Here is a 22,650-nt window from a genome sequence, read left to right on the forward strand (position 1 = left end):
GGTCCCCACTGCGAGCTATATGATTCTTCTATCAATTAATAGCAGGAGTCGCTAAATGCAACCGCAAGCTTACACTCAAACCCGCGCACTGGATCGCTCGGAATCGGCGAAGGTGTTGCGCAATACCTATGCCCTACTGGCTATGACCGTTCTCTTTAGTGCCATTACCGCCGGCATTTCCATGGCGATTGGCATGGGCCGCGGCATGAGCCTGATCTGCTCCCTGGGAGCCCTGGCTTTAATCTGGTTTGTATTGCCGCGCACAGCAAACTCCGCCGCAGGCGTGGGCGTCGTTTTCGCCTTTACCGGCCTACTGGGCGCTTCCATTGGCCCACTGCTTAGCCACTACCTGGGCATGGCTGGCGGCGGCCAGATCGTTATGCAGGCCCTCGGTACCACTGCCCTGATCTTCTTTGCCCTGTCCGCCTACGTGCTGACTACCCGCAAAGATTTCAGCTTTATGGGTGGCTTCCTCGCCGTTGGCCTGATAGCGGTCCTGGTATGTTTCCTGGGCGTTATGATCGCCGGTTTCTTCGGCATCCATATGCCGCTGTTTAGCGTTGCCCTGAGCGGCGTTGTGGCCCTGCTGATGTCCGGCTTTATCCTGTACGACACCAGCCGCATCATCAACGGTGGCGAAACCAACTACCTGATGGCTACCGCCTCCCTGTACCTGAACATCTTCAACCTGTTCACCAGCCTGCTGCACATCCTTGGATTCGCATCCTCTGACGACTAAGCAACAAGCCTGATCGAGCAAGTCACAATGCCCCGCCATGCGGGGCATTTTACTATTTGGCCCCCTATGAAGTTTTCCCTAGCCATCTACTCTGCCCCCCACAGCGGCCAATCCGCATCCAGTGCGCTGCGATTTGCCAAAGCCCTTTTAGCCCAGGGCCACACCATCTACCGGGTCTTTTTCTACTGCGACGGTGTACAAAACGGCAATGCCGTAGCCGCCCCTCCTCAGGATGAAACAGATCTCACCGCCGAGTGGCAGGCACTGGGCCGCCAGCACCCATTGGACCTGGTAGTTTGCATTGCCGCAGCGCAACGGCGCGGAGTACTGAACCAGCGAGAATCCGAGCGCCTGGAAAGACCCGCCGCCAACTTAGCGGACGGCTTCGAACTGGCGGGCCTCGGCCAGTTGACCGATGCCGTCGCCAACTCCGACCGCCTGATTACCTTTGGAGGCTGAGCATGAACACTAAATCACTGGCCCTATGCCGCACCGCCCCCTACGGCAACGCCCTGGCACGGGAGGGTATCGAAGCCGTACTGGCCGCAGCGGCGATGGAACAGGACGTGGACCTGCTGTTTCTCGGCGATGGGGTATTCCAATTATTGGAGCAGCAATCGCCCGCAGAAATCGGCCAGAAAAGCCTGCGCCGCAATTTACAGGCCCTGCCGATGTTTGGGATTGAGCAGTTTTTTGTTTGCCAGCAAAGCCTCGCTGAACGCAATATCACTCTGGAGCAAATACAGGTTGCCGGCGCAGAAACAAAAACCGTAACAGATACCGGCTCACTGATCGCCGCTTACCCCACCGTATTGAGCTTTTGATATGACGTTGCATATTGTCAGTAAGTCACCCTATACCAGCAGCGCCCTAAAGGAATGCCTGGGTGCATTTGCACAGGGCGACGCCCTCCTTCTTATTGAGGACGGCGCCTACGCACTGCGTCACCCAACCCTCGCAAGGGTGCAAAATGCACCGGTCTACTGCCTGGAGGCTGACGCCGCTGCCCGAGGCCAGCAACAACCTGCGGCGGCCATAGATAGTGTGGAAATGATCGACGATGCTCGCTGGGTACAACTCTGTACCGAGCATCAACCCATAGTCAGCTGGTTTCGGTAACAACAAATGAGCAACCTAGTCGTCAACGGACAGGAAATCCCCTTGGATAAAGAGGGTTACCTGCGCAACCTCAGTGACTGGAGCCGGGACGCCGCTCTTCAGCTGGCCGCTGCCGAGAACATCGAATTGAGCGATGAGCACTGGCAGGTTATCGACCTGCTGCAAAGCTTCTACCGCGAATTTGAACTCTCCCCGGCTATGCGCCCGCTGGTGAAATATATTGGCCAGCACCTAGGTGCAGAAAAGGGCCGCAGTATCTATCTAATGCAGCTTTTCCCCCCCAGCCCGGCAAAAGTGGCCAGTAAAATCGCCGGCCTCCCCAAGCCAACCAACTGCCTATAATCCCCCCCTAGACCAGGCTTGCCTGCGCCAGCCTGGTCAGCTACCCCCTACATATATTTCAGCACTTCGCTCTGTATAGCCAATAGATCTGAATAGTACCCGCTCTCAAACGGCTGGGCATGCAGGCTTACATGGTGAGCGGATTTTCTCTGCCTGATTTCAATAACGGTGAACCCCCTCAAAACGATACACCGCCTCCCTTTCAGTATTGAATACAGGGTAGTTTATGGTTCAGTGCATTCAGCAATAAAGAATTGACCTTAATACTGCGCTAACATAAAGCATAAGAACTACCCAGGTCAGTCAAGCGCTTAACCCACAAAATAAAACTATGAACAAGAAAAATATATGGATCGTTGCAAGCATGTCACGCCCATTAAAAGGCTGTTTACTTGACAGTGATGAGTCAGAGCTTTATTACGTCGACTGCTTAATTCCAGCAAAAAACTCTGAAGAAGCTACTGGTACCATGGTTCACCTATTGCGAAACAAGCAGCTCGATTTGGCCGAAATACTTAAATGTGAGAGGTATAATCCCAAATCATGGAAGAGCAGCATGCAATTTGAGCAGATAGAAAAGGCTGCTGAGCATGCCAGAAATAAAGGGGAACCTAAATTTGCCCTATTTATTTCCTCTGATGCTTTGGACTTTGATGAAGCTAAAGAAACTGATAATGACGAAGTTGAGTGGGACTAATTTTAAACTAGCTTTAGACAAACAGGGATTGATACACTTCAGCATTGTGTGCAGGTAATGCCACTTATGGACACTCGGAAAAACACCATCAACCATATATTCACAATAAAATATACAACAACTGAAGAACCTGACAATGCTTAACTTTAGCGGGAAAGATGAAAAGGCCAGGCTGGTCATGCTTCATTATGCCGGGGAGTTTAACAATCAAACCGTGCTTGAAATTCTATCCAAGCCAAGAGGCGTCTTCAATAAAGAGGAAGCTATTATTCTATCCAGGTTTTTCTGGGAAATGCTCGACGCCACTGCCCTAGACAGAGAAGAGGGAAAGATTGTATTAGGCGAGGCTAACCTTCAACATTGGGCAGAAAGAATAATGCACATTATTGGCGGATACCTGAACAGCAATGGCTACCAACAAGAGTGGGATACAGTCTGCGATGAGGCATAGATCCACAACCCAGATAATCATAAAGTGGTATGAAATTTTAATGCAGAATTTCCCGTTAAGTACTCCTGCTTCAGATTACCAAAATTTTCCTCACCGCTTATTAAGGACACCATTCCGTAGCGCTATTTATGAACATCCACCAGAAAAAATATAATCCTTCAGCCCTTTTGACAAACGAGTGAAGCTTTCGAACACTTCTTGTCCTCATATCGGGTCAAATAATCAGCAAAATGGCACCCTTTACGAGAATTTACCCGCAGGGATATCCCCTACAACATAAGGACTTCGTACACATTATTACTGCCTACAACGGTAAAGTGTTTACCCTGAACGGGAAAACTGAAGGGGCTCTAGTGTAGTGTATTAAATATATTGCTGATATATAATGTGAGCTTAATTTAGCGATTAAGTGAAGACCAATGCCAGCTCAAGTTGAAATCAATTTATCACCGGAAGAAAAAAAGCAGTTAGAAAAGAATATAAAAAGTCGAAAAATATCGGTGAGATTGGCTGAGCGGTCAAAGATTATTTTGCTCGCTGCCAAGCAGGTTCCCAACTACCAAATTGCGAAAAAGTTAAGCATTGATGTCAATACGGTGGGCCGATGGCGCAATCGTTTTGCAGAAAAGCGTCTGGCAGGTATAGAGAAGGATTTGCCCAGGGGGGCTAATCATGGCGGTAAGAATTCAGAAGAGCAGGCAAAACTCCGCTCGAAAATTATCAAGATGACGACAGGAAGTAAGCCAAAGGATGGGACACACTGGACAACGCGAGGCATGGCGAAAGTCTTAGGAATTAACCACTCTTTTGTCAGCAGGGTATGGCAGGAAGTGGGCCTTAAGCCTCATCTAACCGAAAAGTTCAAGGTGAGTAACGATCCTGCTTTTGAAGAAAAATTACGCGATGTTGTTGGCTTGTATATGTCACCGCCAGAAAATGCTGTTGTCTTTTGTGTGGATGAAAAAAGCTCGATTCAGGCCCTGGATCGGACACAGCCTGGACTACCCATGAAACCGGGGCGGTGTGGCACTATGACCCATGATTATAAACGTCACGGGACAAGCACTCTTTTTGCCGCCCTTAATACGCTGACTGGTGAGGTCATAGGTGAGTGTAGAAAGCGCCATCGTCATCAGGAGTTCTTAGGCTTTTTAAAGACCGTAGAAAAGCAAACACCTAAAGAACAGGATCTTCATCTTATCGTCGATAATTACGCGACTCACAAGCATGAAAATGTAAAGCGCTGGCTCAAGAGAAACAAACGAGTTCATCTTCATTTTATTCCGACCAGTTCATCCTGGCTAAATCTGGTAGAAAGATTTTTTGGATTACTCACAGAGAAGCAGTTGCGCCGAGGGGCATTCACCTCAGTCAAGGAGTTGGAAACGGCTATCGTGAAATTTATTGAAACACATAATGAAGCCAAGAAAGCTTTTGTGTGGACGAAATCTGCTGAGGAAATTTTATTGAAAGTGGAGCGTGCACGCCAAGCACTCTCAAATCAGCAATCTATTTAATACGGTACACTAGATGCGAAGGTCTATTTTGCACATCCGCATTCATCGTGGGAGAGGGATCTAAATGAGAATACCAATGACCTACTGCGTCAGCATTTCTCGAAACAAACTGATTTCAAGCTTGCGAATCAAGCAGATATAGAAGCGACTATTGAAAATTTAAATAATCGCCCGAGAAAGGTTCTGGACTACATCCCCGAAACAAGCAATAGGATAGCGAGTCGGGCGCTGCGGGCTTGTCCAACAACTGGATAAGATCGCGGCTGCGCGCGATCTATCCTTATTCGTTATTTCTTTTTCAGATTAGCACTGCATTCCACAGAGGGCTGGATATAAACAATATATCGAATAAATAACCATTGATGTGATGCCTCATCACAAACTGTATAGCCTTTATCTATAAGATATTTGTTTTCAGAATAGTGCACTAGATGAGGCACCGTAAATATCAATGCGACCCCTATAAAAGCAGCTTTTGTTAAATGAGCTGACTGTCTTTTTGAAAGAGGCTTACCCAGCCACCCTTCTTGCACAGTAACAATAGCAAGAATTAGCAAACCTATACCCACACCGAGCATATAGAAGGAGCCTTTGTCAAAGACCTCAATTTTCGACAAAGCCCCGAAGAACACATCAAATACTCGGTAAAAAAACCACCACAATGCTGACAATGAGCCAGAGATAAAAAATAGAGGAGCAAAAATACGGACGCCCAATGATGGCTTTTCTCGGTCATCCATTTACCACAACCTCCTTACTGGAGATAAATACCCCCCTAATTTATTTCGAACCCAGTTTATAGCTATGGTTTGTACAGAATCTATTGCATGATCAATAATTTGTCCCGCAGCCTCTCTAGCTGTATTAAGAGCTCGCTGCTTTTGATTATTTATGTAGTTGTTCGCGCTTTCTTCAAGCTCGTCCAAGCCTGCAATTACGCGACTTGTAATTCCTAGACTGTTATCCGCGTATTCAAGAAGCATTGATACACCGAATCCAACCGCAACTACTGCAAGAATCGGCCCAACAGCTAACGTAAACCCACCCATCACAACAGCGGCACCTATAGAAGCCGCTGTAGCAATACCAACTTTTACAACATCCGTAGCCAGTGTTCCAACGAGCTGATTTAGCGTAGCTTGGTCAGTTAAAAAGTAATCAGCAACTCTGTATGCCGAAAGAAGAACGACTGTGAGTATTCCGCCTTGTTTGGCTGCCGCTACGGCGCCAGCTTTACCCAACCCCATCGAGATTACTTTAGGGTTTTTAATCCCGTACTTTGTACCGGTGAGTATAGTTCTTAACCCTGCATGACCTTTTAAAATAATATGAGGTTTTCCCCCATAATTTTTAATATACGCTCTTGCTCCTATCCCGCCTAAATCACCCACAAGCTTAGTCATTGTTACGGCATCATCAGCAGAAGCATAGTAGCTTGCGCCAATTCCAACTTTTCCTTTTATCTTTTGCCAAGCAGCTTTAACACTAGGCCTGCCCCCTTTGGGTGAAGATTTGATAATGGCATCCATTTCTTCAAATGAGACCACATATACTTCGTGCTTGTTTGATTGAATTTTTTGTTGTAGCTCTTTCTTTTCCTTTTCCGTAAGCATTTTACCTTACTCCATTGGTTGAAATTGTGATGAGAAATAAGTAGTGGTAGGACAGCTGGTTACCCTAACTGCCCCCACGCAGACCCAGACGTGCGGAACTACCGCATCCGGCTCTTCAATAATATATTCGCTCATGTAAAGCACGAACCCTAATACCTGTCCACAAGTATACAGCGTTTGTATACACGCGGTGGCTTTAGCCCAAAATATCCCAGCATTTGTTATGCGAATTACTTTTGCTCATGCAATTCAACCAATTTACCAGACTTACCCTTTTTGGACTTAACCTTTTTTAGCTTGCTAAGCAAATGTGGAGATACATTCCATTTTTGCCCAGACTCGGTAATGACTGTAACAGTTTTCTTATTAAATTTAACGAGCGTTCCTATTTGACGGCCTTTACCAGGCGGCTCGAAACTAACTTTCTCGCCAGGAGTGAACTCCATCATTTCATTGTGAACACGAAAGGATTCTATAAATTTTAACCTCTCAACAATACGATGATTGAGTTCAATTAATTCCTCTTCAGTTAATTGATCAATGTCTATTTTCATAATATTTCTCGATCATGCTTTGAGAGCATAACGCAAAGCACAACGGCGCGAGCTTGCGAGCGTCCGGCAGCCGAAGGCTGCGAATTTCTGCGCCTTGTTAGGTGATTGTTTAATTAGCTGGCACAGCTGATGAGATTACCTTTGTAATTTTGCCATTACCTACCAAGTGGCCACCTTCCTGAATGCGCCATGTAAGACCTGGGACAAGGTCTATTACATAACCTTCCGGCATTATGAAATGAATCTCAACTGCCTTTGATTCTCCCGGGCTTATCCACTCATCATTCTCTACGGTAATTTGGCCCATTCTCATTTCATTATTATCTGGCCCACCGAAATTATGATTAGGTCGGTAGCCAGATGTAATTCCTTTTTTGCGACCAGATTCACTGCCCGGTAACAATGAAACTATCGCTTCGACTTTTATTGAATACCATTTATCGTCGTCCGACATTGTGCGCACCTAACGCCTTTACTGTGTTTTATACACATATTTGAATGCTATTCAAAGTCTCATACAGAGAAATAGCCTAATTCCCGACTGGAATGGATGAAATTTAACCGCCTATAAGACCAAAAGCGCTTGCGTTTTACGCTAAATCTAGCGCTTTCCCTGGAGTAGAGCGCATATTGATTAAACAATCACCAGCAGCCCTCTCTACTTAGGTATCTGATCTTGCCTGTAGTAGATAGAGTTGAAGCTCTCAATACTCTTGTAGAGCTTATCAGAGTAGCAATTTTCACTGGTTCACTTGTGTATAAAACTTAGCGCCTTTATAACCGGCAGCCGTGCGCGAAGCGCGCTTTAGGCTGTCCAGCCACGCAGTGGCGATGGTTGACAAACTTGGTACGCCCAGCATGGGCGTGAACTAATGGGGTGAAAGTCCCCTGTAGGAGGATCACCGTTTAATGGTCTCCATTAAATGCTAACTACTAGCAAATGGCAACGGCAAGACCGTGAGGTCTTGTGGGGAGGAAGCCGCTAGCAAAGCTACGAGCTGACGAACAGAAACATCATATAAGGCTTAGCCTGGAGGCGAGGTAGCCAAGGATACCGAAGCCATGTGGTCTAACGGGTAGAGTAAATGATGCAGTTGTGTAGTGAAAGTTCACGTTCTTATCTGGGGAGATCTGTTCAACCTGCTGCTGTAAAGCTGCCAGCGTGGCCGCTGACTCATAAGTAGGCCCAGCCCGCTAGCCACCATCGCGGGGGTAAACAAAATTGGTGGAACACAGCAGCGCCTCGGCCAGTAATGGCCAAGGTGATTGAACAGAAGTCAGCCGACGGCATAGTAGCCTAATGCCAAGATTAATACCTTGGATACGGTGAAGGCCTGAACCCAAAATCCACGAGTTAAAAGACAGGGCTAGCCTACCGATGTGTTGCCAGCCGGATATAAAATTGACGTAGCGCACTGCCATGACACTCAACTCAAATGAAAATCTGCTTGAAATCATCCTCAGCAAAGAAAATCTTAATGCTGCATGGAAACACGTGCGAAGCAACAAAGGTGCCGCAGGCATTGACGGGATTACTGTCGATAATTTTGTGAAGCACTTCAAGGCAGTTGGCGACGACCTCATCGAGACTATTCGACAGGGTCATTACCAGCCGCTTCCCGTCAGGCGCGTCTACATTCGCAAGCCAGATGGTGGCCAGCGTGGGCTCGGGATACCTACGATCTTTGATCGTGTTATTCAGCAGGCTATCGCCCAAATCATCGGCCCCAGTTTCGATAAAACCTTTTCGGAGTTCAGCTATGGATTCCGCCCAAAGCGATCACAGCATCATGCGGTGAAAAAGCTACAGAAGTATATCGAAGGCGGGAAGCGAATAGCCGTAGATGTCGATTTATCTAAGTTCTTCGACCGGGTCAACCATGACTTCCTCATGAGTTTACTTGGCCAAAGAATCAGCGATAAGCGTTTACTCAAGTTGATCGCAAGTTACTTGCGTGCAGGAAGTGTAGAAGATGGATGCTGGAAAGCCTGTCATGAGGGGGTGCCACAAGGGGGCCCTTTATCGCCGCTGCTCTCCAACATTGTACTCGACCTGCTCGATAAAGAGCTGGAAAAACGCCGACATGATTTTGTTCGCTATGCGGATGATTTTGTGATTGTTGTTGCTTCTAAGCGCGCGGGTGAACGGGTTATGGCGAGTATTAAACGCTTTGTTGAGCGCAAGCTTAAGCTCAAAGTTAACGATGCCAAAAGCCAAGTAGTTCCTGTCAGCCGCTGTAAGTTTTTGGGGTTCTCTTTTCGCGGTGCAAGGCTCGTCTGGCATGACAAGTCCCTGCTCCAATTTAAATACCGCATCCGCCAGATTACAGGGCGATCCCGTGGTATTTCTATGGAAAAGAAACTGAAAGAACTTACCGTGTTCCTCCGTGGTTGGATCAATTATTTTGGTATAGCGCAAGGCTATCAAAAATGTATCGATCTTGACTGCTGGATACGGCGAAGATTGAGAATGAGCTACTGGAAAAACTGGCGTAAAGTGAGAACGAAAGTCCGAAACTTACTACGCATGGGTGTGAGTGAATCACTGGCTGTCACTTGTGGATCGTCCGGTAAGAGTTACTGGCGAAATGCAAAGACCGAAGGTATTCACATTGCGCTCAACAATGAGTTTTTCCAAAAGATGGGCTTGATTTCGTTACGTGACCGCTGGGTAGAGATTCATTACGGATAGGGAACCGCCCATTGCGGACCCGCACGATGGGTGGTGTGGGGGCCGGTAGCTAGAAACTACCGGCTACCCGATTTAGATTTCACTTGGTGAATTTCTTTAGGTAGCGAGAGAATACCCATCCTTGTTTTAATTCGCCAGTATCAGAGTCAACATACTCTATAAATGTAAGCGCTCAATAAACCCCACCTGGCAGGTCAGTAGGGGCTGTGATACCCCTCCTACTAATCTGCCAGTTTGATATTCCAGGGTAGTAACACTTCAATATCTTCAAGAGATTGGGCCTTGGGCAGTTCACTAAAGACTTTGCAGAGATAGGCGTAAGGTTCGAGGTCGTTGCCTTTAGCGGTTTCGATCAGGCTGTATAGGGCGGCGCTGGCATGGGCGCCTCTTGGGGTTGCACTGAAGAGCCAGTTTTTCCGGCCAACAACGAAGGGGCGGATGGCGTTCTCCGCTGCATTGTTGTCGATCTTTAAATTACCGCTGGCAGTGTAGATCTGTAGCTTGCGCCAGTTTTTATGCAAATAGTTCAGCGCTTTTCCAAGAGTGCTTTTCGGGATTACCTTGGGACGTGTTTTTTCGAGCCAGACATGCAGCTTGTCCAGCACAGGTAGACTCTCTTTTTGTCTCAGTTGATACCTTTCTTCAGCGCTCAGCTCTTTTCCTTTTCGTTCAATATTGTATAAATGGGTAATGTAGTTGATTGCAATGTCAGCTCTACTGGGTTTACTTTTGCCGGATTTTTTATTCTTACTCTTAGCTTTGGTTGTCACTTGCGCTTCTACAAATTTCCGGCGTGCATGTGCCCAGCAGCCAAGGTGAGTAATTTGCTCCTCTGTGGCAACTGCATAATAGCCAGAATAATCATCTGTTTGTAGATAACCTCTATAGCCAGAAAGTAAATCGCTAGCAATAGCGCCACTGCGACTGGGTGAATAGTCAAACAGGATCACTTTTTGATCTGGGAGCCCCCCTCGCCGTATCCACATATAGGATTTACTTTGTGCGGACTTTTCTTGCTCGTTTAATACCTGTAGAGGAGTTTCATCACACTGGATGACTGGCCCTTCTCTTAGCTTGTCATTAAAAAGGTTAAGGAGTGGCTGCACTAGGTGACTGCAACGTATCATCCAATTAGCCAGAGTGCTTCTGGGCAATTCAACTTGAATACGCTGAAAACCTTTTTCCAGACGCGCCAGAGGCATGGCATCCTGGTACTTGGCTGTGGTGATATATGCCAGCAAGTTAGGGCTGGCATTGCTTTTTGGGATAGGTTGAGCAGGCAATGCCGCAGTCTTTACACCTACTTCACAGTTGCCACAAGCATATTTCTTACGGACATGCTGTAGAACTTGGATCTTTGCCGGGATAATATCCAGCTGTTCACTGACTTCTTCACCAATAGCTTTAAGTGCACAGCCGCAATCACAGATTTTTTCTTTTTTAGGAAGATCATGCTCTATACGTACACGGGGAAGGTCAGCAGGTAGAGGTTTGCGCCCGGATGATTTTCTTCGAGTGTAACTAGCAGACTCTATTACTGCCTCAGTAGCTTCGCCTTCACCCTCTTCTTCACACAGGCTATCTGTCGCCTCAGACTCGGCTTCATTGAACAGGCCAATCTGGTCTGGCGAGCTTTTCTCACTGCTTTTGCCGAAGCGCTGATTGCGAAGCAAAGCAATTTGCTCTTCGAGAAAGCGGATATGCTTGTGATTTTCTTTAAGCCTGGAATCCTGCTCAAAAATTTTCTTAGATTGCTCAAGCAGAAGCGTTTTTAACGCTTCTGGATCGGTGGGTAATAGTTTCGCGTCCATGTTTTCCATGGCTGCTATTTTACCGTGATGAACAGCTATATAACAGAGTTAAGGTGCAAGATTTGGTGGGGTTCCTGCTCCCAGATATTAAGTCCATCAAGGAGCTGGTTTAAATCCTTGCCATTACGTATGTGGTATTTTGAAATATCACTCCATTGCCACTGAAATCGCTGTTTCTCCAATCGTTTATACCAAACGATAAACCCATTGCGCTCCCAATACAAAAGCTTAATCTTGTCTCGACCGCGATTACAGAAGACAAAGATAGCATCTTGCATTGGTGATAGCTCCATCTCTGCTTCCACTATCGCCGCCAGACCATCAATAGATTTGCGCATATCCACAGGTTCGGCATAAAGATAGATCTCCGCAGACTGTCTTGGCCTCAACATTCAGGTTGCTCTCGAAGTAGGCGTAAAACCATTGGCAGTGTCCGTTCGAGTGTGGATTCACGGAGATGTATCTTTGCATTTCCAGGAAGAGTCACAACTACAGTTTCATCAGTAGATCTCGGTGATACTGATAGCGGAATCAATTTCGGGGGCTTCTTGGCCTCCTTGCCGCGCCAATAAGTAAAGGTACTGAGTCTGAGCTGATGCTCCCGGCAGTAGGCTGTCTGTGAAAGCCCGCTATCCTTCCACTTAGTGACATGCATCATCCAAAAGTCTGATTTACTTTGCTCTGTCATGTAGATCTCCTGATCGTTTAAAAACCAGGATCGTAGCGGATGGGCACTTGGATTTTTAGGTGGGCTTTATTGAGCGCTTACCTATAAATGACCAGCGTTTTGCCTTCTCTATTAGTTTTACAGTCTTACCTAACGAGATTTCATCAATTATTTCAGACTTGGTGCTACCTTCATTCCTAACATGAAGTGCAGTGGCATAGACAAAGCGATGTCCTAATAATTCGCTGGCATCGTAAAAGCTATTTGCTTCAAGAATTATTTCTTTTTTTACAGTACGTTGATTATTGCCTTGAAAGTCATCAACTATCTCTTGGAATATTGGTGTGGTTAAGTTGGCAAAAATGGCAATAATGTACGGTAAAAAAATATATAAAAATACGATGCGAGAAGGTTCGTTCAGTTTTCCTAGGAGACTGAAGAAGCTAGAAAAGAACACTTCTGAGTCTTGCCAATCGTCAGGAAGTTTTTCTATGCCATCACTGATAGTTTCAAGGTCGACTACCTCACCAGAAACGGCAAATTCTCCATTTTCTGAGAAGGCAACCTCTTGCATTAAGGGGTTAGAAATAAGTTCGTTTAATGGAGTTAAATACTTCTTGATATTTTCTTGAAATAGCCGTTGAGGTTCGAGAATATGTGACAGTTGTTCTTGAATTTTCCGCTGTGGCTCAAGGATTTGCGCAAGCTGCTCTTGCATTCTGCGTTGAGGCTCAAGAATAATATGCTTTAGCTGTTCCTGCATTCTGCGTTGAGGCTCAAGAATATGCTTTAGCTGTTCCTGCATTCTGCGTTGAGGCTCAAGAATATGCTTTAGCTGTTCCTGCATTCTGCGTTGAGGCTCAAGAATATGCTTTAGCTGTTCCTGTATTCTGCGTTGAGGCTCAAGAATATGCTTTAGCTGTTCCTGCATTCTGCGTTGAGGCTCAAGAATATGCTTTAGCTGTTCCTGCATTCTGCATTGAGGCTCAAGAATATGCTTTAGCTGTTCCTGCATTCTGTGTTGAGGCTCAAACATGTGTGCAAACTGCTCTTGAAGTCTTCTTTGAGGTTCAAGAATAGCATTAAGCTGTTCTTGTAGTGAATTCAACGAACGCTCCATATTCCTAAAAATTTACCCTTTTTTTCTGGAAGTTTTACTGTGAACTTGCTGTGAAATCTAACGCCGGCCACACAGGCGAGCGAAACGCAGTGTAGCGAGTCCAGCCAAATGCGCTTTTTGCATTTGGCGATTGTGCTGGCCCTTGTTAAGTTTATAGCTTTGCAAACTTTCGCAACCCGAATGGCAATGAGAACTTTGTAAAATTTAGCACTTTAAACTCACCTCTTGGCAGTGCCTCTGTGCTCAACGTTGCACCTGATTCCATCAGCTTTCTTTTACCGCACGGCTCGCCATCAGGGGTAGTGTTATTCCCGATAAGGATATCGGCACCGTCTTCTGAAATACCCCACTCATAATTAAGGACGATTTCGTCTCCACCAACTACACACCCAGTGCCATTTTCATGGAAATGCAGCTGTTTATCATTCGAGAGATCTTCTTCAAAAGCTGTATTGAAGCTCCACTTTCCGATTATTTCTGCTCTATCCATACTGGGGAAACCTAACGCCCAGCGCAGGCGCAGCCAGCGCGGAGCGCATTTTGTGTTAATGTTTGAGCGCCAGCGAGTACACAAAAGGTGCGTAGCGTTGGCTGTCGCTCTGCCGCTGATTGTTATGTGTGGCGCTACGCACAGCGCGCTTTAAGATACTTGGCCAGAGCGCCAATGGGAACCAAAATAGCTGACCATAGAACGGAAAATGCGAGAATAACGACTACGCTAGAGCCAGCTCCACCTTCGAGCTCTACATTCAGTAAAAATGCCGTAATTAAAGCCAGTATGAAACAAGCGATTGTCATTTTGTACGGCGGGAGCTTATAAGCATCAGGCAACCACAAATATGCACACAGCCAAATTACTAGGCTAGGAGATAGTGCTACGCAAAGTAGAAGCAGCATGATCAAAATGAATAGAAAACCTTCCATACTCTACTTTTGCCCTTACTTACACATAACGTCGTGCCTGTGTTTTATACACATATTTGAATCCTATTCAAAGTCTCATACAGAGAAATAGCCTAATTTCCCGACTGGAATGGATGAAATTTAACCGTCTGTAAGACCAAAAGCGCTTGAGTTTTACGCTAAATCTAGCGCTTTCCCTGGAGTAGAGCGCATATTGATTAAACAATCACCAGTATCCCTCTCTACTTAGGTATCTGATCTTGCCTGTAGTAGACAGAGTTGAAGCTCTCAATACTCTTGTAGAGCTTATCAGAGTAGTAATTTTCACTGCTTCACTTGTGTATAAAACTTAGCGTCGTGCTCTGGGGAAAACCTGAGCGTAGCGTAGGTTTGTCCCTAGCAGTACTTTGTTAGGAGCTCCACACATCACTGAGCCCTGAACATTGAATTGCAGCTTTTTTCTAGTGGATCAACATTATTCCTCACGAGCTCGATTTTTTCTCGCATATTTCTCTTATACTCTTCATGGCTTACCTCCCCCACTATATAAACCCACTTCTCCCAGTCTTCGTCTGAGACTGGCGATCTGTTAATCTCTTTCCAGAACATCTCATTGGCCCCAATCTCGTCTGAGGCTAAAAGTTTGAGAATATCTATTACATTTCCTTCCGTGAGAAATCTAAAAGCTGCGTCCACAATAAAATTAGCAGTCGGTGTTTCCTGGCGGAGCTCTTCATCATATAGCTTTTTAAAATTTTCAAATTCTTGACCCATCGAGACTCCTAACGCCGCTAGCAAGGGCAGCCGAAGCAACGCGTAGGCTGTCCAGCCCAGCCCCGGAGGGGTTGGGCGAGCTTGACTAGCCTGGTTATGGCTGACGCGCACTGAACCACCTACTTGCTCTCTACCAGCCAACTTTGGCTGGCCACTGCCCGATAAATTTAAAGGGGAAAATACCATACTTTCCCAACCGGTTAACTATCTGATTGGCACTCCATGATGGCGTAGCTGGCTTGCAGGGCTTGCTGACTTAAAACGATGGCACTGGAACGAAACTGCAGTACCAAATTTCAGAAAAAATCTCAGAAAAAAGTGCTCAGATAGAGATTGATGCTTGCAGCAGCTACAGAACATCTAAAAATCGACCGCCACAAGTAGTGGTAGGACAGCCGGTTACCCTAACTGCCCCCACGCAGATCCGGACGTGCGGAACTACCGCATCCGGCTCTTCAATAATATATTCGCTCGTGTAAAGCACGAACCCTAATACCAGTCCACAAGTATACTGCGTTTGTATACTCGCGGTGGCTTTAGCCCAAAATATCCCAGCATTTCCTTTAGACTGTTCCAGTTGTAACTCTTGCGCTGACTCCGTCGATTGAGCCATTTGTGTATGCTGTGTAGAACATAGCTGTACAAACGGGACAAGCTTCGACTGTTGTCTGGCAGACCGAAGTAGTTCTGGAAGCCTTGTAGCTTGCGCTTCAGTGTGGGCAGCCATTCTCTCAGACGCTCACTGCGCTTGGCTTTGATCCAGTGGTAGAGCGCTTCCATTGTGCCCTTCTGTTTCTTTGCGGCAGTCCGGCGCCTGAGCCTGGGACGTTTGTTGACGTCCAAGCTCCAGTAGAACTCAAAACCCAGAAACTGGAACTGCCGTTTTCGGCCCGGATGGAAGCGGCTAAAGCGCTTCAGGTACGTTTTCTCGGGGGCTAACTGCAAGCCAAACTTGTTCAGCCGTTGCGGTAGCACCCGGTAAAATCGCTCTGCATCCGTTTTCAATTGGAAAGCCGCTACATAATCATCGGCGTACCGGATTAGCATGGCTCTGCCACGCATACGCGGCTTAACCTTCTTCTCGAACCACAAATCCAGGACGTAGTGCAGATAGATGTTCGCCAGTACCGGACTGATCACGCCACCTTGTGGGGTGCCTGCTGCCGCTTTACTGAACTTACCATCTGGAGTTTGCGCGCGCACCTTAAGCCACTGTTTAATCAGTGTCAGCAGGGCTTTATCGTCGATACGAAGGGCTAGCATGCGCAGTAGCCAGTCGTGATCCAGCTGATCGAAGAAGCCTTTAATATCGGCTTCAACGATGTAGCCGTAGCCTTTGAATTGCAGGTTTAAGCCAAGGCTATGTACGGCTTGGTGGGCGCTTTTCCTGGGGCGGTAGCCGTAGCTAAAGGGCAGAAAATCCTGCTCCCAGATACTTTGCAGTAGCTGCGCTACGCTCTGCTGTACCAGTTTGTCTTCCACCGTAGGCAGCCCCAGTGGGCGCTGCTTGCCGTTGCCTTTGGGAATCAATACCCGCTTAATCGCCTGGGTGCGGTAGCGCTTGTCACACAGCCGTTGATGTAGGCATTGAATATTTTGCGGCAGACCTTGCCGGTAAGCTTCGGTTGTTACTCCATCGATACCGGGGCGGGCCTGCTTGTTGAGCTGGCCCCAGCTTTGATACAGCAGGTTGGAATTTAGCAGTCCGTATAAATTCTGAAACCTGTGCGTGGGGTGGCTCTGTGCTTTAAATGCGATGGCGTGCAAGGCGGTTGTCATAGTGTCTCCAGCCCTACTTTGTCCGGACTATGTTTCTGTTGCACACCGATATTACTGTCAGCCCCTTCGCCATGTAAGCGGCTTTCCCGCTCTCGGACTACTATGAGCTGATCCGACTTCCGAGTGGTCTTCATTGGTTTCACCATTAGGCTTAACTTCCCTACCTGTTCCTTCAGGAACCTGCTCGGATCTCTCAAGTTCTCAATACCTCTCTTTCTACATGCCACGGCTTGATAACCCCGCCGATCCGCCACAACCTCACCAATGCGGTTGCTTTGCCTGGACTTCGATGGCGTTACACATCTCGTCAATCGGAGCTCACTTTATTATCGGAGCGATACCAGCACTTCAGGGTCACGATAACCCCTATGGCCTATAGAATTCTCTGTGTACGCTTCACATAGTTTGTTCACAGTGAGAAAAAAAATGAGTATATATTTTTTTTCCTTCTGCTCCGCCCTACGCGCAACACTCGATACGGGTGGCTGGTTAGGCCTTACCCGACAGGGACTTCCACCCTGCAAGAAGCATCAAGCTTAGCTTGACGCACTAACGCCGCTAGCAAGGGCAGCCGAAGCAACGCGTAGGCTGTCCAGCCCAGCCCCGAAGGGGTTGGGCGATCTTGCCTAGCCTGGTTATGGCTGGCGCGCTCGGAACCGACTACTAGCACTTTGCCAGCCATAGTTTGGCTGGCCGCTGCCCAATATTTACGAGGAAAGAATACCGCACTTTCCCCAACCAATTCCTATCTTACTGGCACTCCACGAAATTGCACCGGACTGCCTCTTTTTACAACACCCGAGCAAACACTCTAGGAGCGAAACTGCTTGAATAGCAATCAGTAAAATCGCTCAACACCGGATGCTATTTAGTAGCACTAAACCTTCAGTTACCACGGAAAATCAATAAAACCGACCGCCACAATAACGCCGCCAACACAGGCGAGCGTTAGCGAGTCCAGCCCGCGCCTTTTGCGGGCGATTGTGATTGGCCTTGTTAAGGGTTTTCATAGCAACCATCCATTTTTTCGGGCAACTCTTCGATATAGAACTCAACATTGTCAGTCAATTTGACCATAATTTTTGGCAGATACTCTACTAGATCATTAAAACGTATATTTGATTTAGAATAATCGTGATATGCGGATAAATAGCCAATAATCTCTTCTTTTTCGGCGTTCGATAATGTATCAAATGGATCTTTATCTAAATACAAGTGATAATCAGATAAATGTATCAATTTACAGCCAAAAGAATAAATGGTTTGTTCCCAGCCTCCCAGATGGCTAGCTAAATTTAGCATATCCCTATCAGTAACTTTGACTTCCTTACCATTGTGATTTACCACTTTCCACATTTTACCTCTTACGGATTTCTCAATTAGTGATTGAGAGACAGCCACCGGGGTTTCAGGCTGCCATAGATATGAAATACGAATAAGTGAATCAAGCTCCTGTCGAAGCAACCCTATAGCCACTCCATACAATTTCGAATCAAGAAGTATTTTAAAAGCCTCCCTGTTTTCAACACTGCGACTTTTTACTTGATCCAAAAATATCGATAGGTCGTTATTCATACGTACCCTTAACGCCAAGTGCAGCGGCAGTTTGTGGAGTGGCGTTTGTGCTAGCGTAGCGGCCAGCACAAAATAAAGCCACGGAACAAACTGTCCGACTGGCACGCCTTGTTATGTTATTTAGCTGCTACAGTACAGACAATTTCTAGTGAATTATCTTCTCCACAATCGTAGAGGATAGCTGGCGGATTGTATACAACGCTTGACGCTAGCTTACCCCTTATTGCCCCCCATATGTCGATAACAAAACAATCATTGTGTAGATCGGCACCAAAATCCAACACAACCCCATCGGGACGATTCGCTAGTACCCACCAGTGGCCATGGAGTGTCGGGTCGCCCTGTTTTATTACCTCCAGTTTGGATTTGAAATCTGAACGTTGAGAAAGGAGTGATATTATTATTCCCGCTGATCCATCACACCAAAGACCTGACCCCGCAGGCTCTTTCTGTTGCCGATCACCAATGTGCTTCCAATAGGCTATTTGATCAGATGTTCTATGTGCTGAATTATTTTGAAGGGTAAGCATTGTTGATAAACGACCACCGCGCTGGTACAGATCTAATCCAGCGTCATTTGTAGTATCAATACCCTGCCCATAAACTCTTCTACTTATAAAATAGTCGCATACAGTTTTAGCAATAGCGATATCATCAAAACGGGCCACACTGACCTCCTTTGTTAATGTGAAAGAGAACATAACGCCGCTAGCAAGGGCAGCCGAAGCAACGCGTAGGCTGTCCAGCCCAGCCCCGAAGGGGTTGGGCGAGCTTGCCTAGCCTGGTTATGGTTGGCGCGCTCGGGACCGACTACCAGCACTTTGCCAGCCATAGTTTGGCTGGCCGCTGCCCAATATTTACGAGGAAAGAATACCGCACTTTCCCCAACCAATTCCTATTTTACTGGCACTCCACGAAATTGCAGCAGACTGCCCACCTCTACCACACTTGAGCAAATACCCTAGGAACGAAACTGCTTGAATAGCAACCAGTAAAAAGGGCTCAATATCGGCTGCAATTTAGTGGCACTAAAGCTTCAGTTACTACGAAAAACCAATAAAATCGACCGCCACAATAACGCCAAGCTCACCCGCGGAGGCGCGATAGCGCCGGAGTCGGGTGCAGCGCCTTGTTACGTGCTTTTGCTTGGAACAAATGTGTATCTCCCTACTATATCTTCAAAATCTGGCTGTTCGATTTCGAACTGGATGAAGTCATCATGCAAATGACCGATCCATTTGGATTCGAAACCATCGGCATCAGATCTTATCTTGCAGATCACTTCAGAACCACTTTGGGAATAGGTTCCTGCACCCACTTTGTAGAAATCTCCCTCATGAGGAACTCCTTTTTCCACTGTACCGTTTTCATAGAACTTAATCAGATAGCAGTATGATGATTGATCGTACTTCTCAAAACCTTTCGTTGATGAATAAAACCCATCAAAGTTTGGCCGGGAACCCGATTTCTTTCTATAGAAGTTGAGAGACATCAGCTTACCTTTCCACGTAACATTTATATAGTGGTCATCATGACTACTATTATCCTGATTACTATCTCAGAATCAATTTTTCCGCCAAAGCCAAAATATTACTTTAAAATCATAAAGTTAAGCCCACCTGGCTCGATCGTACAAAATACAAAAATGATCACTTTGACTACTATCCTGCTTTTTATATCAACCTGCAACTCTTTGATTTGAAAGTTATTTTTCTATACTCCTTCGCGGCCACATAAATAACAGTCAATATGACCAAAAATCCATAAGCTGGCGCTCACAAACCTTTGCGGGGCTGTTAGGGGTTCGAGGCTAGTGTGACCAGGGTCTAATAGGGAAAGAAGGAAGGATTTGGCTGGCAGCCCCAAAATTAATGCTTGATAACGAGGGCCAAACTATACCCAAGGAGCTGCCTTTCAGCTGAGCTGCCACTCAGAACTTTGTACCTACTTCTCTGCACTCCCAAGGGAATATTTTCGCACCAAACTTCTATCTACCTTGAGAAAGATACGCCATTTATACGACATTGATACTTAAATCAGCCCCTCTTTTTGGAGGGCCTTCATGAACCAATAATTTAGCTATCTTCTTCCAAGAATAGGGGAAATCTGCTGCTGAACTCTGATACAAAAAGAGCAAGACTTAACTATCCAGCACCTAACCTTGCGAGGCATAATCTTAAACACCCGCAAGCTCACCGCTCCACTGACGCTTTGCATCCCACACAGGCATAAAACGCGCCCAAACCGTAAAGCAAGACAAACCCAGGTTGCCGGAAGGAATCGCCAGGCCATTGATCTACCAGCGCTGCCAGAGGCAGATGTAACGATCCCATTGCAGCGGCTATAGGCGGCCAATACCCCGCTATACTTCAGACATGTAGGATAACGTGCCGGCTACCGTGGTGATAGCGGTGCTCCCACAGATAGATCCCCTGCCAAGTACCCAGCATTAGGCGCCCTTTTTGCACCGGGATGGACAGGCTGGTCGCGGTGAGGCTGGATTTGATATGGGCTGGCATATCGTCCGGCCCCTCCAGAGTGTGGGTGTAAAGGGGGTCATTTTCCGGTACCAGCCGGTTGAGCCAGCTCTCCAGATCGCGGCGGGCACTGGGGTCGGCATTCTCCTGGATCAATAGACTCGCGGAGGTGTGCTGTATAAAAAGTGTACACAAGCCCTCATCGGGGGCCTGCTCGCTGACCCAGTCAGCTACACTGCCGGTAAACTCGTGAAGCCCCTGCCCATGAACCGGAATTTTTATCTCACCTATTGCCATACACTTTCCTATATAATTCGCGCCCGCTTTTTGTACTGACACCGCATTGTAATATGGCACTGTACCGCGTTAACACTGACGACTACCCACAACAGCTTCAAAACAAGGCCGAGCGCCTGCGAGAGGCTTATAGCAAGTTCACTGACTTGGAGCCGGAACTCTTTCCCTCTCCGCCCATCCACTACCGACTGCGCGCCGAGTTCAAGGTGTGGCATGAGGGAGGTGTAGCCAATTACGCCATGTACCGCCAGGGTGAGTACAAAAAGCCCTTTATCATCGATGAGTTTACCGTCGGCTCTGAGCTGATGAACCAGCTGATGCCGAAGGTGCTGGCTGCTGTCAATAATAGCGAAGTCCTACGCAAGCGCCTGTTCTCCGCCGAGTTTCTCACCACGCTAAGTGGCGATGCGTTGATTACACTGATCTACCACAAGAAGCTGGATGAAGCCTGGGAGCAGGAGGCCAAAGCCCTGCAAACACAGCTGGGATTCCCGATTCTAGGCCGCTCGCGCAAGCAGAAAGTGGTTTTAGAGCGAGATTTCGTTACCGAAAAGCTGGATATCGACGGGAAGACCTACCAGTACAAGCAGGTAGAGGGCAGCTTTACCCAGCCCAACGGAGAGATCTGCCGCTCCATGATCCAGTGGGCGAGGAGTGCCTGTGGTGATAGCGATAGCGACCTGCTGGAACTCTACTGTGGCAATGGCAACTTCACCATCCCGCTCAGCGAGAAGTTCCGCAAGGTCCTGGCCACTGAAATCTCCAAAGTGTCAGTAAATTCGGCCCAGGAGAATATTGCCAACAATCAGATCACCAATCTGGATATTGTGCGCCTATCCAGTGAAGAGTTCACCCAGGCTATTGACAAGGTACGCCCCTTTCGCCGGCTTAAGGATATAGAACTGGATAGCTACGATTTCTCCACCGTCCTGGTTGATCCTCCCCGAGCGGGCTTAGATGAGGACACCTGTGCGATGGTCGCCCGCTTCCCGAGAATCCTATATATCTCCTGCAACCCGGAAACCCAATTGGAAAACCTGGAGTCGCTGACCAAAACCCATCGTATTGAGCGCTTCGCTCTGTTCGACCAGTTCCCCTATACAGACCATACTGAAACTGGGTTATTGTTGGTGAAGAAGTCATAGTTTCAATTATTCCTGTACCCCACCCCGGCATGCCGATAATTCGGCATGCCGGGTGCTTGTAAATGAGCCGCTCTCCACTAAGCGAACCTGCGATCCAAATTAAGGGCCCCACAGCCCCGACAGTGTTTTATAAAAGTTTCCGCTATCCCAGGGGCTCCTGGCAGTAAAAGCAGTGCCCACATCTCACCGTCATATGAACAGCCAATTTTTTGCTGTAGAGCATAGGCATTTGAAGTTCACCGCTCAGCGCTTTTACTAAACTTGCAGTAATACGTCCCTCAGGAAAATCCCCCGTAATTTTTTGAATGTTCGACAGGGCCTTAGCAGTAAGCTCCCAAACTTCACCACAGTGGTCACAGGAAATTACCATGTCCCAAT

General features: G+C 47.1%; 25 protein-coding genes. 10 read left to right on the forward strand and 15 right to left on the reverse strand.

All coding sequences use genetic code 11. The features are described from left to right. The first annotated feature begins 55 nt into the window (after nt 1-55). The 8 genes from ACJJIF_RS06210 to ACJJIF_RS06245 all read left to right on the forward strand — a co-directional run bounded on the left by ACJJIF_RS06210 (nt 56) and on the right by ACJJIF_RS06245 (nt 4,865). The gene (locus ACJJIF_RS06210) at nt 56-739 is read left to right on the forward strand and encodes a Bax inhibitor-1/YccA family protein (protein WP_444931369.1); all 684 of its coding nucleotides are present in this window, start codon (nt 56-58) and stop codon (nt 737-739) included. 66 nt (nt 740-805) lie between these two features. Beyond that, on the forward strand, nt 806-1,198 hold the full coding sequence (tusD, locus tag ACJJIF_RS06215; protein WP_444931370.1) for a sulfurtransferase complex subunit TusD: 393 nt from the start codon (nt 806-808) through the stop codon (nt 1,196-1,198). 2 nt (nt 1,199-1,200) lie between these two features. Beyond that, nucleotides 1,201-1,563 carry a sulfurtransferase complex subunit TusC gene (gene tusC, locus ACJJIF_RS06220; RefSeq protein WP_444931371.1) on the forward strand — a complete coding sequence of 121 codons (363 nt, stop codon included), beginning with the start codon at nt 1,201-1,203 and terminating at the stop codon, nt 1,561-1,563. A gap of 1 nt (nt 1,564) precedes the next feature. Beyond that, complete coding sequence (tusB, locus tag ACJJIF_RS06225; protein ID WP_444931372.1) at nt 1,565-1,858, forward strand: sulfurtransferase complex subunit TusB; 294 nt, start codon at nt 1,565-1,567, stop codon at nt 1,856-1,858. A gap of 6 nt (nt 1,859-1,864) precedes the next feature. Beyond that, nucleotides 1,865-2,200: a TusE/DsrC/DsvC family sulfur relay protein gene (locus ACJJIF_RS06230; RefSeq protein WP_444931373.1), complete on the forward strand. Its 336-nt coding sequence runs from the start codon at nt 1,865-1,867 to the stop codon at nt 2,198-2,200. Nucleotides 2,201-2,531: 331 nt separating this feature from the next. Then, complete coding sequence (locus ACJJIF_RS06235; protein WP_444931374.1) at nt 2,532-2,897, forward strand: hypothetical protein; 366 nt, start codon at nt 2,532-2,534, stop codon at nt 2,895-2,897. Between the two features lie 136 nt (nt 2,898-3,033). Then, complete coding sequence (locus ACJJIF_RS06240; protein ID WP_444931375.1) at nt 3,034-3,348, forward strand: hypothetical protein; 315 nt, start codon at nt 3,034-3,036, stop codon at nt 3,346-3,348. Nucleotides 3,349-3,767: 419 nt separating this feature from the next. Continuing rightward, nucleotides 3,768-4,865 (forward strand): IS630 family transposase, encoded by a 1,098-nt coding sequence (locus ACJJIF_RS06245; protein ID WP_444928468.1) that lies wholly within the window; start codon nt 3,768-3,770, stop codon nt 4,863-4,865. 287 nt (nt 4,866-5,152) lie between these two features. On the opposite strand, the gene ACJJIF_RS06250 is transcribed toward ACJJIF_RS06245, so the two are convergent. The 4 genes from ACJJIF_RS06250 to ACJJIF_RS06265 all read right to left on the reverse strand — a co-directional run bounded on the left by ACJJIF_RS06250 (nt 5,153) and on the right by ACJJIF_RS06265 (nt 7,486). After that, nucleotides 5,153-5,605 carry a hypothetical protein gene (locus ACJJIF_RS06250; RefSeq protein WP_444931376.1) on the reverse strand — a complete coding sequence of 151 codons (453 nt, stop codon included), beginning with the start codon at nt 5,603-5,605 and terminating at the stop codon, nt 5,153-5,155. Beyond that, the gene (locus ACJJIF_RS06255; protein ID WP_444931377.1) at nt 5,606-6,478 is read right to left on the reverse strand and encodes a hypothetical protein; all 873 of its coding nucleotides are present in this window, start codon (nt 6,476-6,478) and stop codon (nt 5,606-5,608) included. A gap of 230 nt (nt 6,479-6,708) precedes the next feature. After that, a complete protein-coding gene (locus ACJJIF_RS06260) occupies nt 6,709-7,032 on the reverse strand; it encodes a hypothetical protein (RefSeq protein WP_444931378.1) in 324 nt (107 codons plus the stop codon). A 109-nt stretch (nt 7,033-7,141) separates the two neighbouring features. Next, nucleotides 7,142-7,486 (reverse strand): hypothetical protein, encoded by a 345-nt coding sequence (locus ACJJIF_RS06265; protein WP_444931379.1) that lies wholly within the window; start codon nt 7,484-7,486, stop codon nt 7,142-7,144. 966 nt (nt 7,487-8,452) lie between these two features. Here ACJJIF_RS06265 and ltrA (ACJJIF_RS06270) point away from each other — a divergent pair. Further along, nucleotides 8,453-9,724, forward strand: a complete 1,272-nt coding sequence (gene ltrA, locus ACJJIF_RS06270; RefSeq protein WP_444931380.1) for a group II intron reverse transcriptase/maturase — start codon at nt 8,453-8,455, stop codon at nt 9,722-9,724. A gap of 221 nt (nt 9,725-9,945) precedes the next feature. On the opposite strand, the gene tnpC is transcribed toward ltrA (ACJJIF_RS06270), so the two are convergent. The 11 genes from tnpC to ACJJIF_RS06325 all read right to left on the reverse strand — a co-directional run bounded on the left by tnpC (nt 9,946) and on the right by ACJJIF_RS06325 (nt 21,127). Next, nucleotides 9,946-11,535: an IS66 family transposase gene (gene tnpC / locus ACJJIF_RS06275; protein ID WP_444932321.1), complete on the reverse strand. Its 1,590-nt coding sequence runs from the start codon at nt 11,533-11,535 to the stop codon at nt 9,946-9,948. A gap of 35 nt (nt 11,536-11,570) precedes the next feature. Continuing rightward, nucleotides 11,571-11,927 (reverse strand): IS66 family insertion sequence element accessory protein TnpB, encoded by a 357-nt coding sequence (gene tnpB, locus ACJJIF_RS06280; protein WP_444928607.1) that lies wholly within the window; start codon nt 11,925-11,927, stop codon nt 11,571-11,573. Then, nucleotides 11,921-12,223 carry an IS66 family insertion sequence element accessory protein TnpA gene (gene tnpA, locus ACJJIF_RS06285; RefSeq protein ID WP_444931381.1) on the reverse strand — a complete coding sequence of 101 codons (303 nt, stop codon included), beginning with the start codon at nt 12,221-12,223 and terminating at the stop codon, nt 11,921-11,923. Before tnpA ends, tnpB begins: the two co-directional genes overlap by 7 nt. A 55-nt stretch (nt 12,224-12,278) precedes the next feature. Continuing rightward, complete coding sequence (locus ACJJIF_RS06290; RefSeq protein ID WP_444931382.1) at nt 12,279-13,310, reverse strand: hypothetical protein; 1,032 nt, start codon at nt 13,308-13,310, stop codon at nt 12,279-12,281. 163 nt (nt 13,311-13,473) lie between these two features. Next, the gene (locus ACJJIF_RS06295; protein ID WP_444931383.1) at nt 13,474-13,812 is read right to left on the reverse strand and encodes a hypothetical protein; all 339 of its coding nucleotides are present in this window, start codon (nt 13,810-13,812) and stop codon (nt 13,474-13,476) included. A gap of 839 nt (nt 13,813-14,651) precedes the next feature. Then, nucleotides 14,652-14,999: a hypothetical protein gene (locus ACJJIF_RS06300; RefSeq protein ID WP_444931384.1), complete on the reverse strand. Its 348-nt coding sequence runs from the start codon at nt 14,997-14,999 to the stop codon at nt 14,652-14,654. A 489-nt stretch (nt 15,000-15,488) separates the two neighbouring features. After that, nucleotides 15,489-16,778 (reverse strand): group II intron reverse transcriptase/maturase, encoded by a 1,290-nt coding sequence (gene ltrA, locus ACJJIF_RS06305; protein ID WP_444931385.1) that lies wholly within the window; start codon nt 16,776-16,778, stop codon nt 15,489-15,491. 996 nt (nt 16,779-17,774) lie between these two features. Next, entirely contained in the window at nt 17,775-18,353 is a 579-nt protein-coding gene (locus ACJJIF_RS06310) for a hypothetical protein (protein WP_444931386.1), read from the reverse strand. Nucleotides 18,354-18,469: 116 nt separating this feature from the next. After that, on the reverse strand, nt 18,470-19,021 hold the full coding sequence (locus tag ACJJIF_RS06315) for a hypothetical protein (protein ID WP_444931387.1): 552 nt from the start codon (nt 19,019-19,021) through the stop codon (nt 18,470-18,472). Nucleotides 19,022-19,485: 464 nt separating this feature from the next. Next, nucleotides 19,486-19,845, reverse strand: coding sequence for a hypothetical protein (locus tag ACJJIF_RS06320; RefSeq protein ID WP_444931388.1), 360 nt, complete (start codon nt 19,843-19,845; stop codon nt 19,486-19,488). 877 nt (nt 19,846-20,722) lie between these two features. Next, complete coding sequence (locus tag ACJJIF_RS06325) at nt 20,723-21,127, reverse strand: secondary thiamine-phosphate synthase enzyme YjbQ (protein WP_444931389.1); 405 nt, start codon at nt 21,125-21,127, stop codon at nt 20,723-20,725. Nucleotides 21,128-21,180: 53 nt separating this feature from the next. On the opposite strand from ACJJIF_RS06325, the gene trmA reads away from it, so the two are divergent. Further along, nucleotides 21,181-22,272, forward strand: coding sequence for a tRNA (uridine(54)-C5)-methyltransferase TrmA (trmA, locus tag ACJJIF_RS06330; protein WP_444931390.1), 1,092 nt, complete (start codon nt 21,181-21,183; stop codon nt 22,270-22,272). Nucleotides 22,273-22,650: the final 378 nt, after the last annotated feature.

This window comes from Microbulbifer regidiadema (SeqCode) (genome assembly GCF_052467605.1).

What these genes read in the sequence shown, in the direction of transcription:
- ACJJIF_RS06210 (WP_444931369.1), top strand. Translation starts at nt 56, where the DNA reads ATGCAACCGCAAGCTTACACTCAAACCCGCGCACTGGATCGCTCGGAA.
- tusD (WP_444931370.1), top strand. Translation starts at nt 806, where the DNA reads ATGAAGTTTTCCCTAGCCATCTACTCTGCCCCCCACAGCGGCCAATCC.
- tusC (WP_444931371.1), top strand. Translation starts at nt 1,201, where the DNA reads ATGAACACTAAATCACTGGCCCTATGCCGCACCGCCCCCTACGGCAAC.
- tusB (WP_444931372.1), top strand. Translation starts at nt 1,565, where the DNA reads ATGACGTTGCATATTGTCAGTAAGTCACCCTATACCAGCAGCGCCCTA.
- ACJJIF_RS06230 (WP_444931373.1), top strand. Translation starts at nt 1,865, where the DNA reads ATGAGCAACCTAGTCGTCAACGGACAGGAAATCCCCTTGGATAAAGAG.
- ACJJIF_RS06235 (WP_444931374.1), top strand. Translation starts at nt 2,532, where the DNA reads ATGAACAAGAAAAATATATGGATCGTTGCAAGCATGTCACGCCCATTA.
- ACJJIF_RS06240 (WP_444931375.1), top strand. Translation starts at nt 3,034, where the DNA reads ATGCTTAACTTTAGCGGGAAAGATGAAAAGGCCAGGCTGGTCATGCTT.
- ACJJIF_RS06245 (WP_444928468.1), top strand. Translation starts at nt 3,768, where the DNA reads ATGCCAGCTCAAGTTGAAATCAATTTATCACCGGAAGAAAAAAAGCAG.
- ACJJIF_RS06250 (WP_444931376.1), bottom strand. Translation starts at nt 5,605, where the DNA reads ATGGATGACCGAGAAAAGCCATCATTGGGCGTCCGTATTTTTGCTCCT.
- ACJJIF_RS06255 (WP_444931377.1), bottom strand. Translation starts at nt 6,478, where the DNA reads ATGCTTACGGAAAAGGAAAAGAAAGAGCTACAACAAAAAATTCAATCA.
- ACJJIF_RS06260 (WP_444931378.1), bottom strand. Translation starts at nt 7,032, where the DNA reads ATGAAAATAGACATTGATCAATTAACTGAAGAGGAATTAATTGAACTC.
- ACJJIF_RS06265 (WP_444931379.1), bottom strand. Translation starts at nt 7,486, where the DNA reads ATGTCGGACGACGATAAATGGTATTCAATAAAAGTCGAAGCGATAGTT.
- ltrA (WP_444931380.1), top strand. Translation starts at nt 8,453, where the DNA reads ATGACACTCAACTCAAATGAAAATCTGCTTGAAATCATCCTCAGCAAA.
- tnpC (WP_444932321.1), bottom strand. Translation starts at nt 11,535, where the DNA reads ATGGACGCGAAACTATTACCCACCGATCCAGAAGCGTTAAAAACGCTT.
- tnpB (WP_444928607.1), bottom strand. Translation starts at nt 11,927, where the DNA reads ATGTTGAGGCCAAGACAGTCTGCGGAGATCTATCTTTATGCCGAACCT.
- tnpA (WP_444931381.1), bottom strand. Translation starts at nt 12,223, where the DNA reads ATGACAGAGCAAAGTAAATCAGACTTTTGGATGATGCATGTCACTAAG.
- ACJJIF_RS06295 (WP_444931383.1), bottom strand. Translation starts at nt 13,812, where the DNA reads ATGGATAGAGCAGAAATAATCGGAAAGTGGAGCTTCAATACAGCTTTT.
- ACJJIF_RS06300 (WP_444931384.1), bottom strand. Translation starts at nt 14,999, where the DNA reads ATGGGTCAAGAATTTGAAAATTTTAAAAAGCTATATGATGAAGAGCTC.
- ltrA (WP_444931385.1), bottom strand. Translation starts at nt 16,778, where the DNA reads ATGACAACCGCCTTGCACGCCATCGCATTTAAAGCACAGAGCCACCCC.
- ACJJIF_RS06310 (WP_444931386.1), bottom strand. Translation starts at nt 18,353, where the DNA reads ATGAATAACGACCTATCGATATTTTTGGATCAAGTAAAAAGTCGCAGT.
- ACJJIF_RS06320 (WP_444931388.1), bottom strand. Translation starts at nt 19,845, where the DNA reads ATGTCTCTCAACTTCTATAGAAAGAAATCGGGTTCCCGGCCAAACTTT.
- ACJJIF_RS06325 (WP_444931389.1), bottom strand. Translation starts at nt 21,127, where the DNA reads ATGGCAATAGGTGAGATAAAAATTCCGGTTCATGGGCAGGGGCTTCAC.
- trmA (WP_444931390.1), top strand. Translation starts at nt 21,181, where the DNA reads ATGGCACTGTACCGCGTTAACACTGACGACTACCCACAACAGCTTCAA.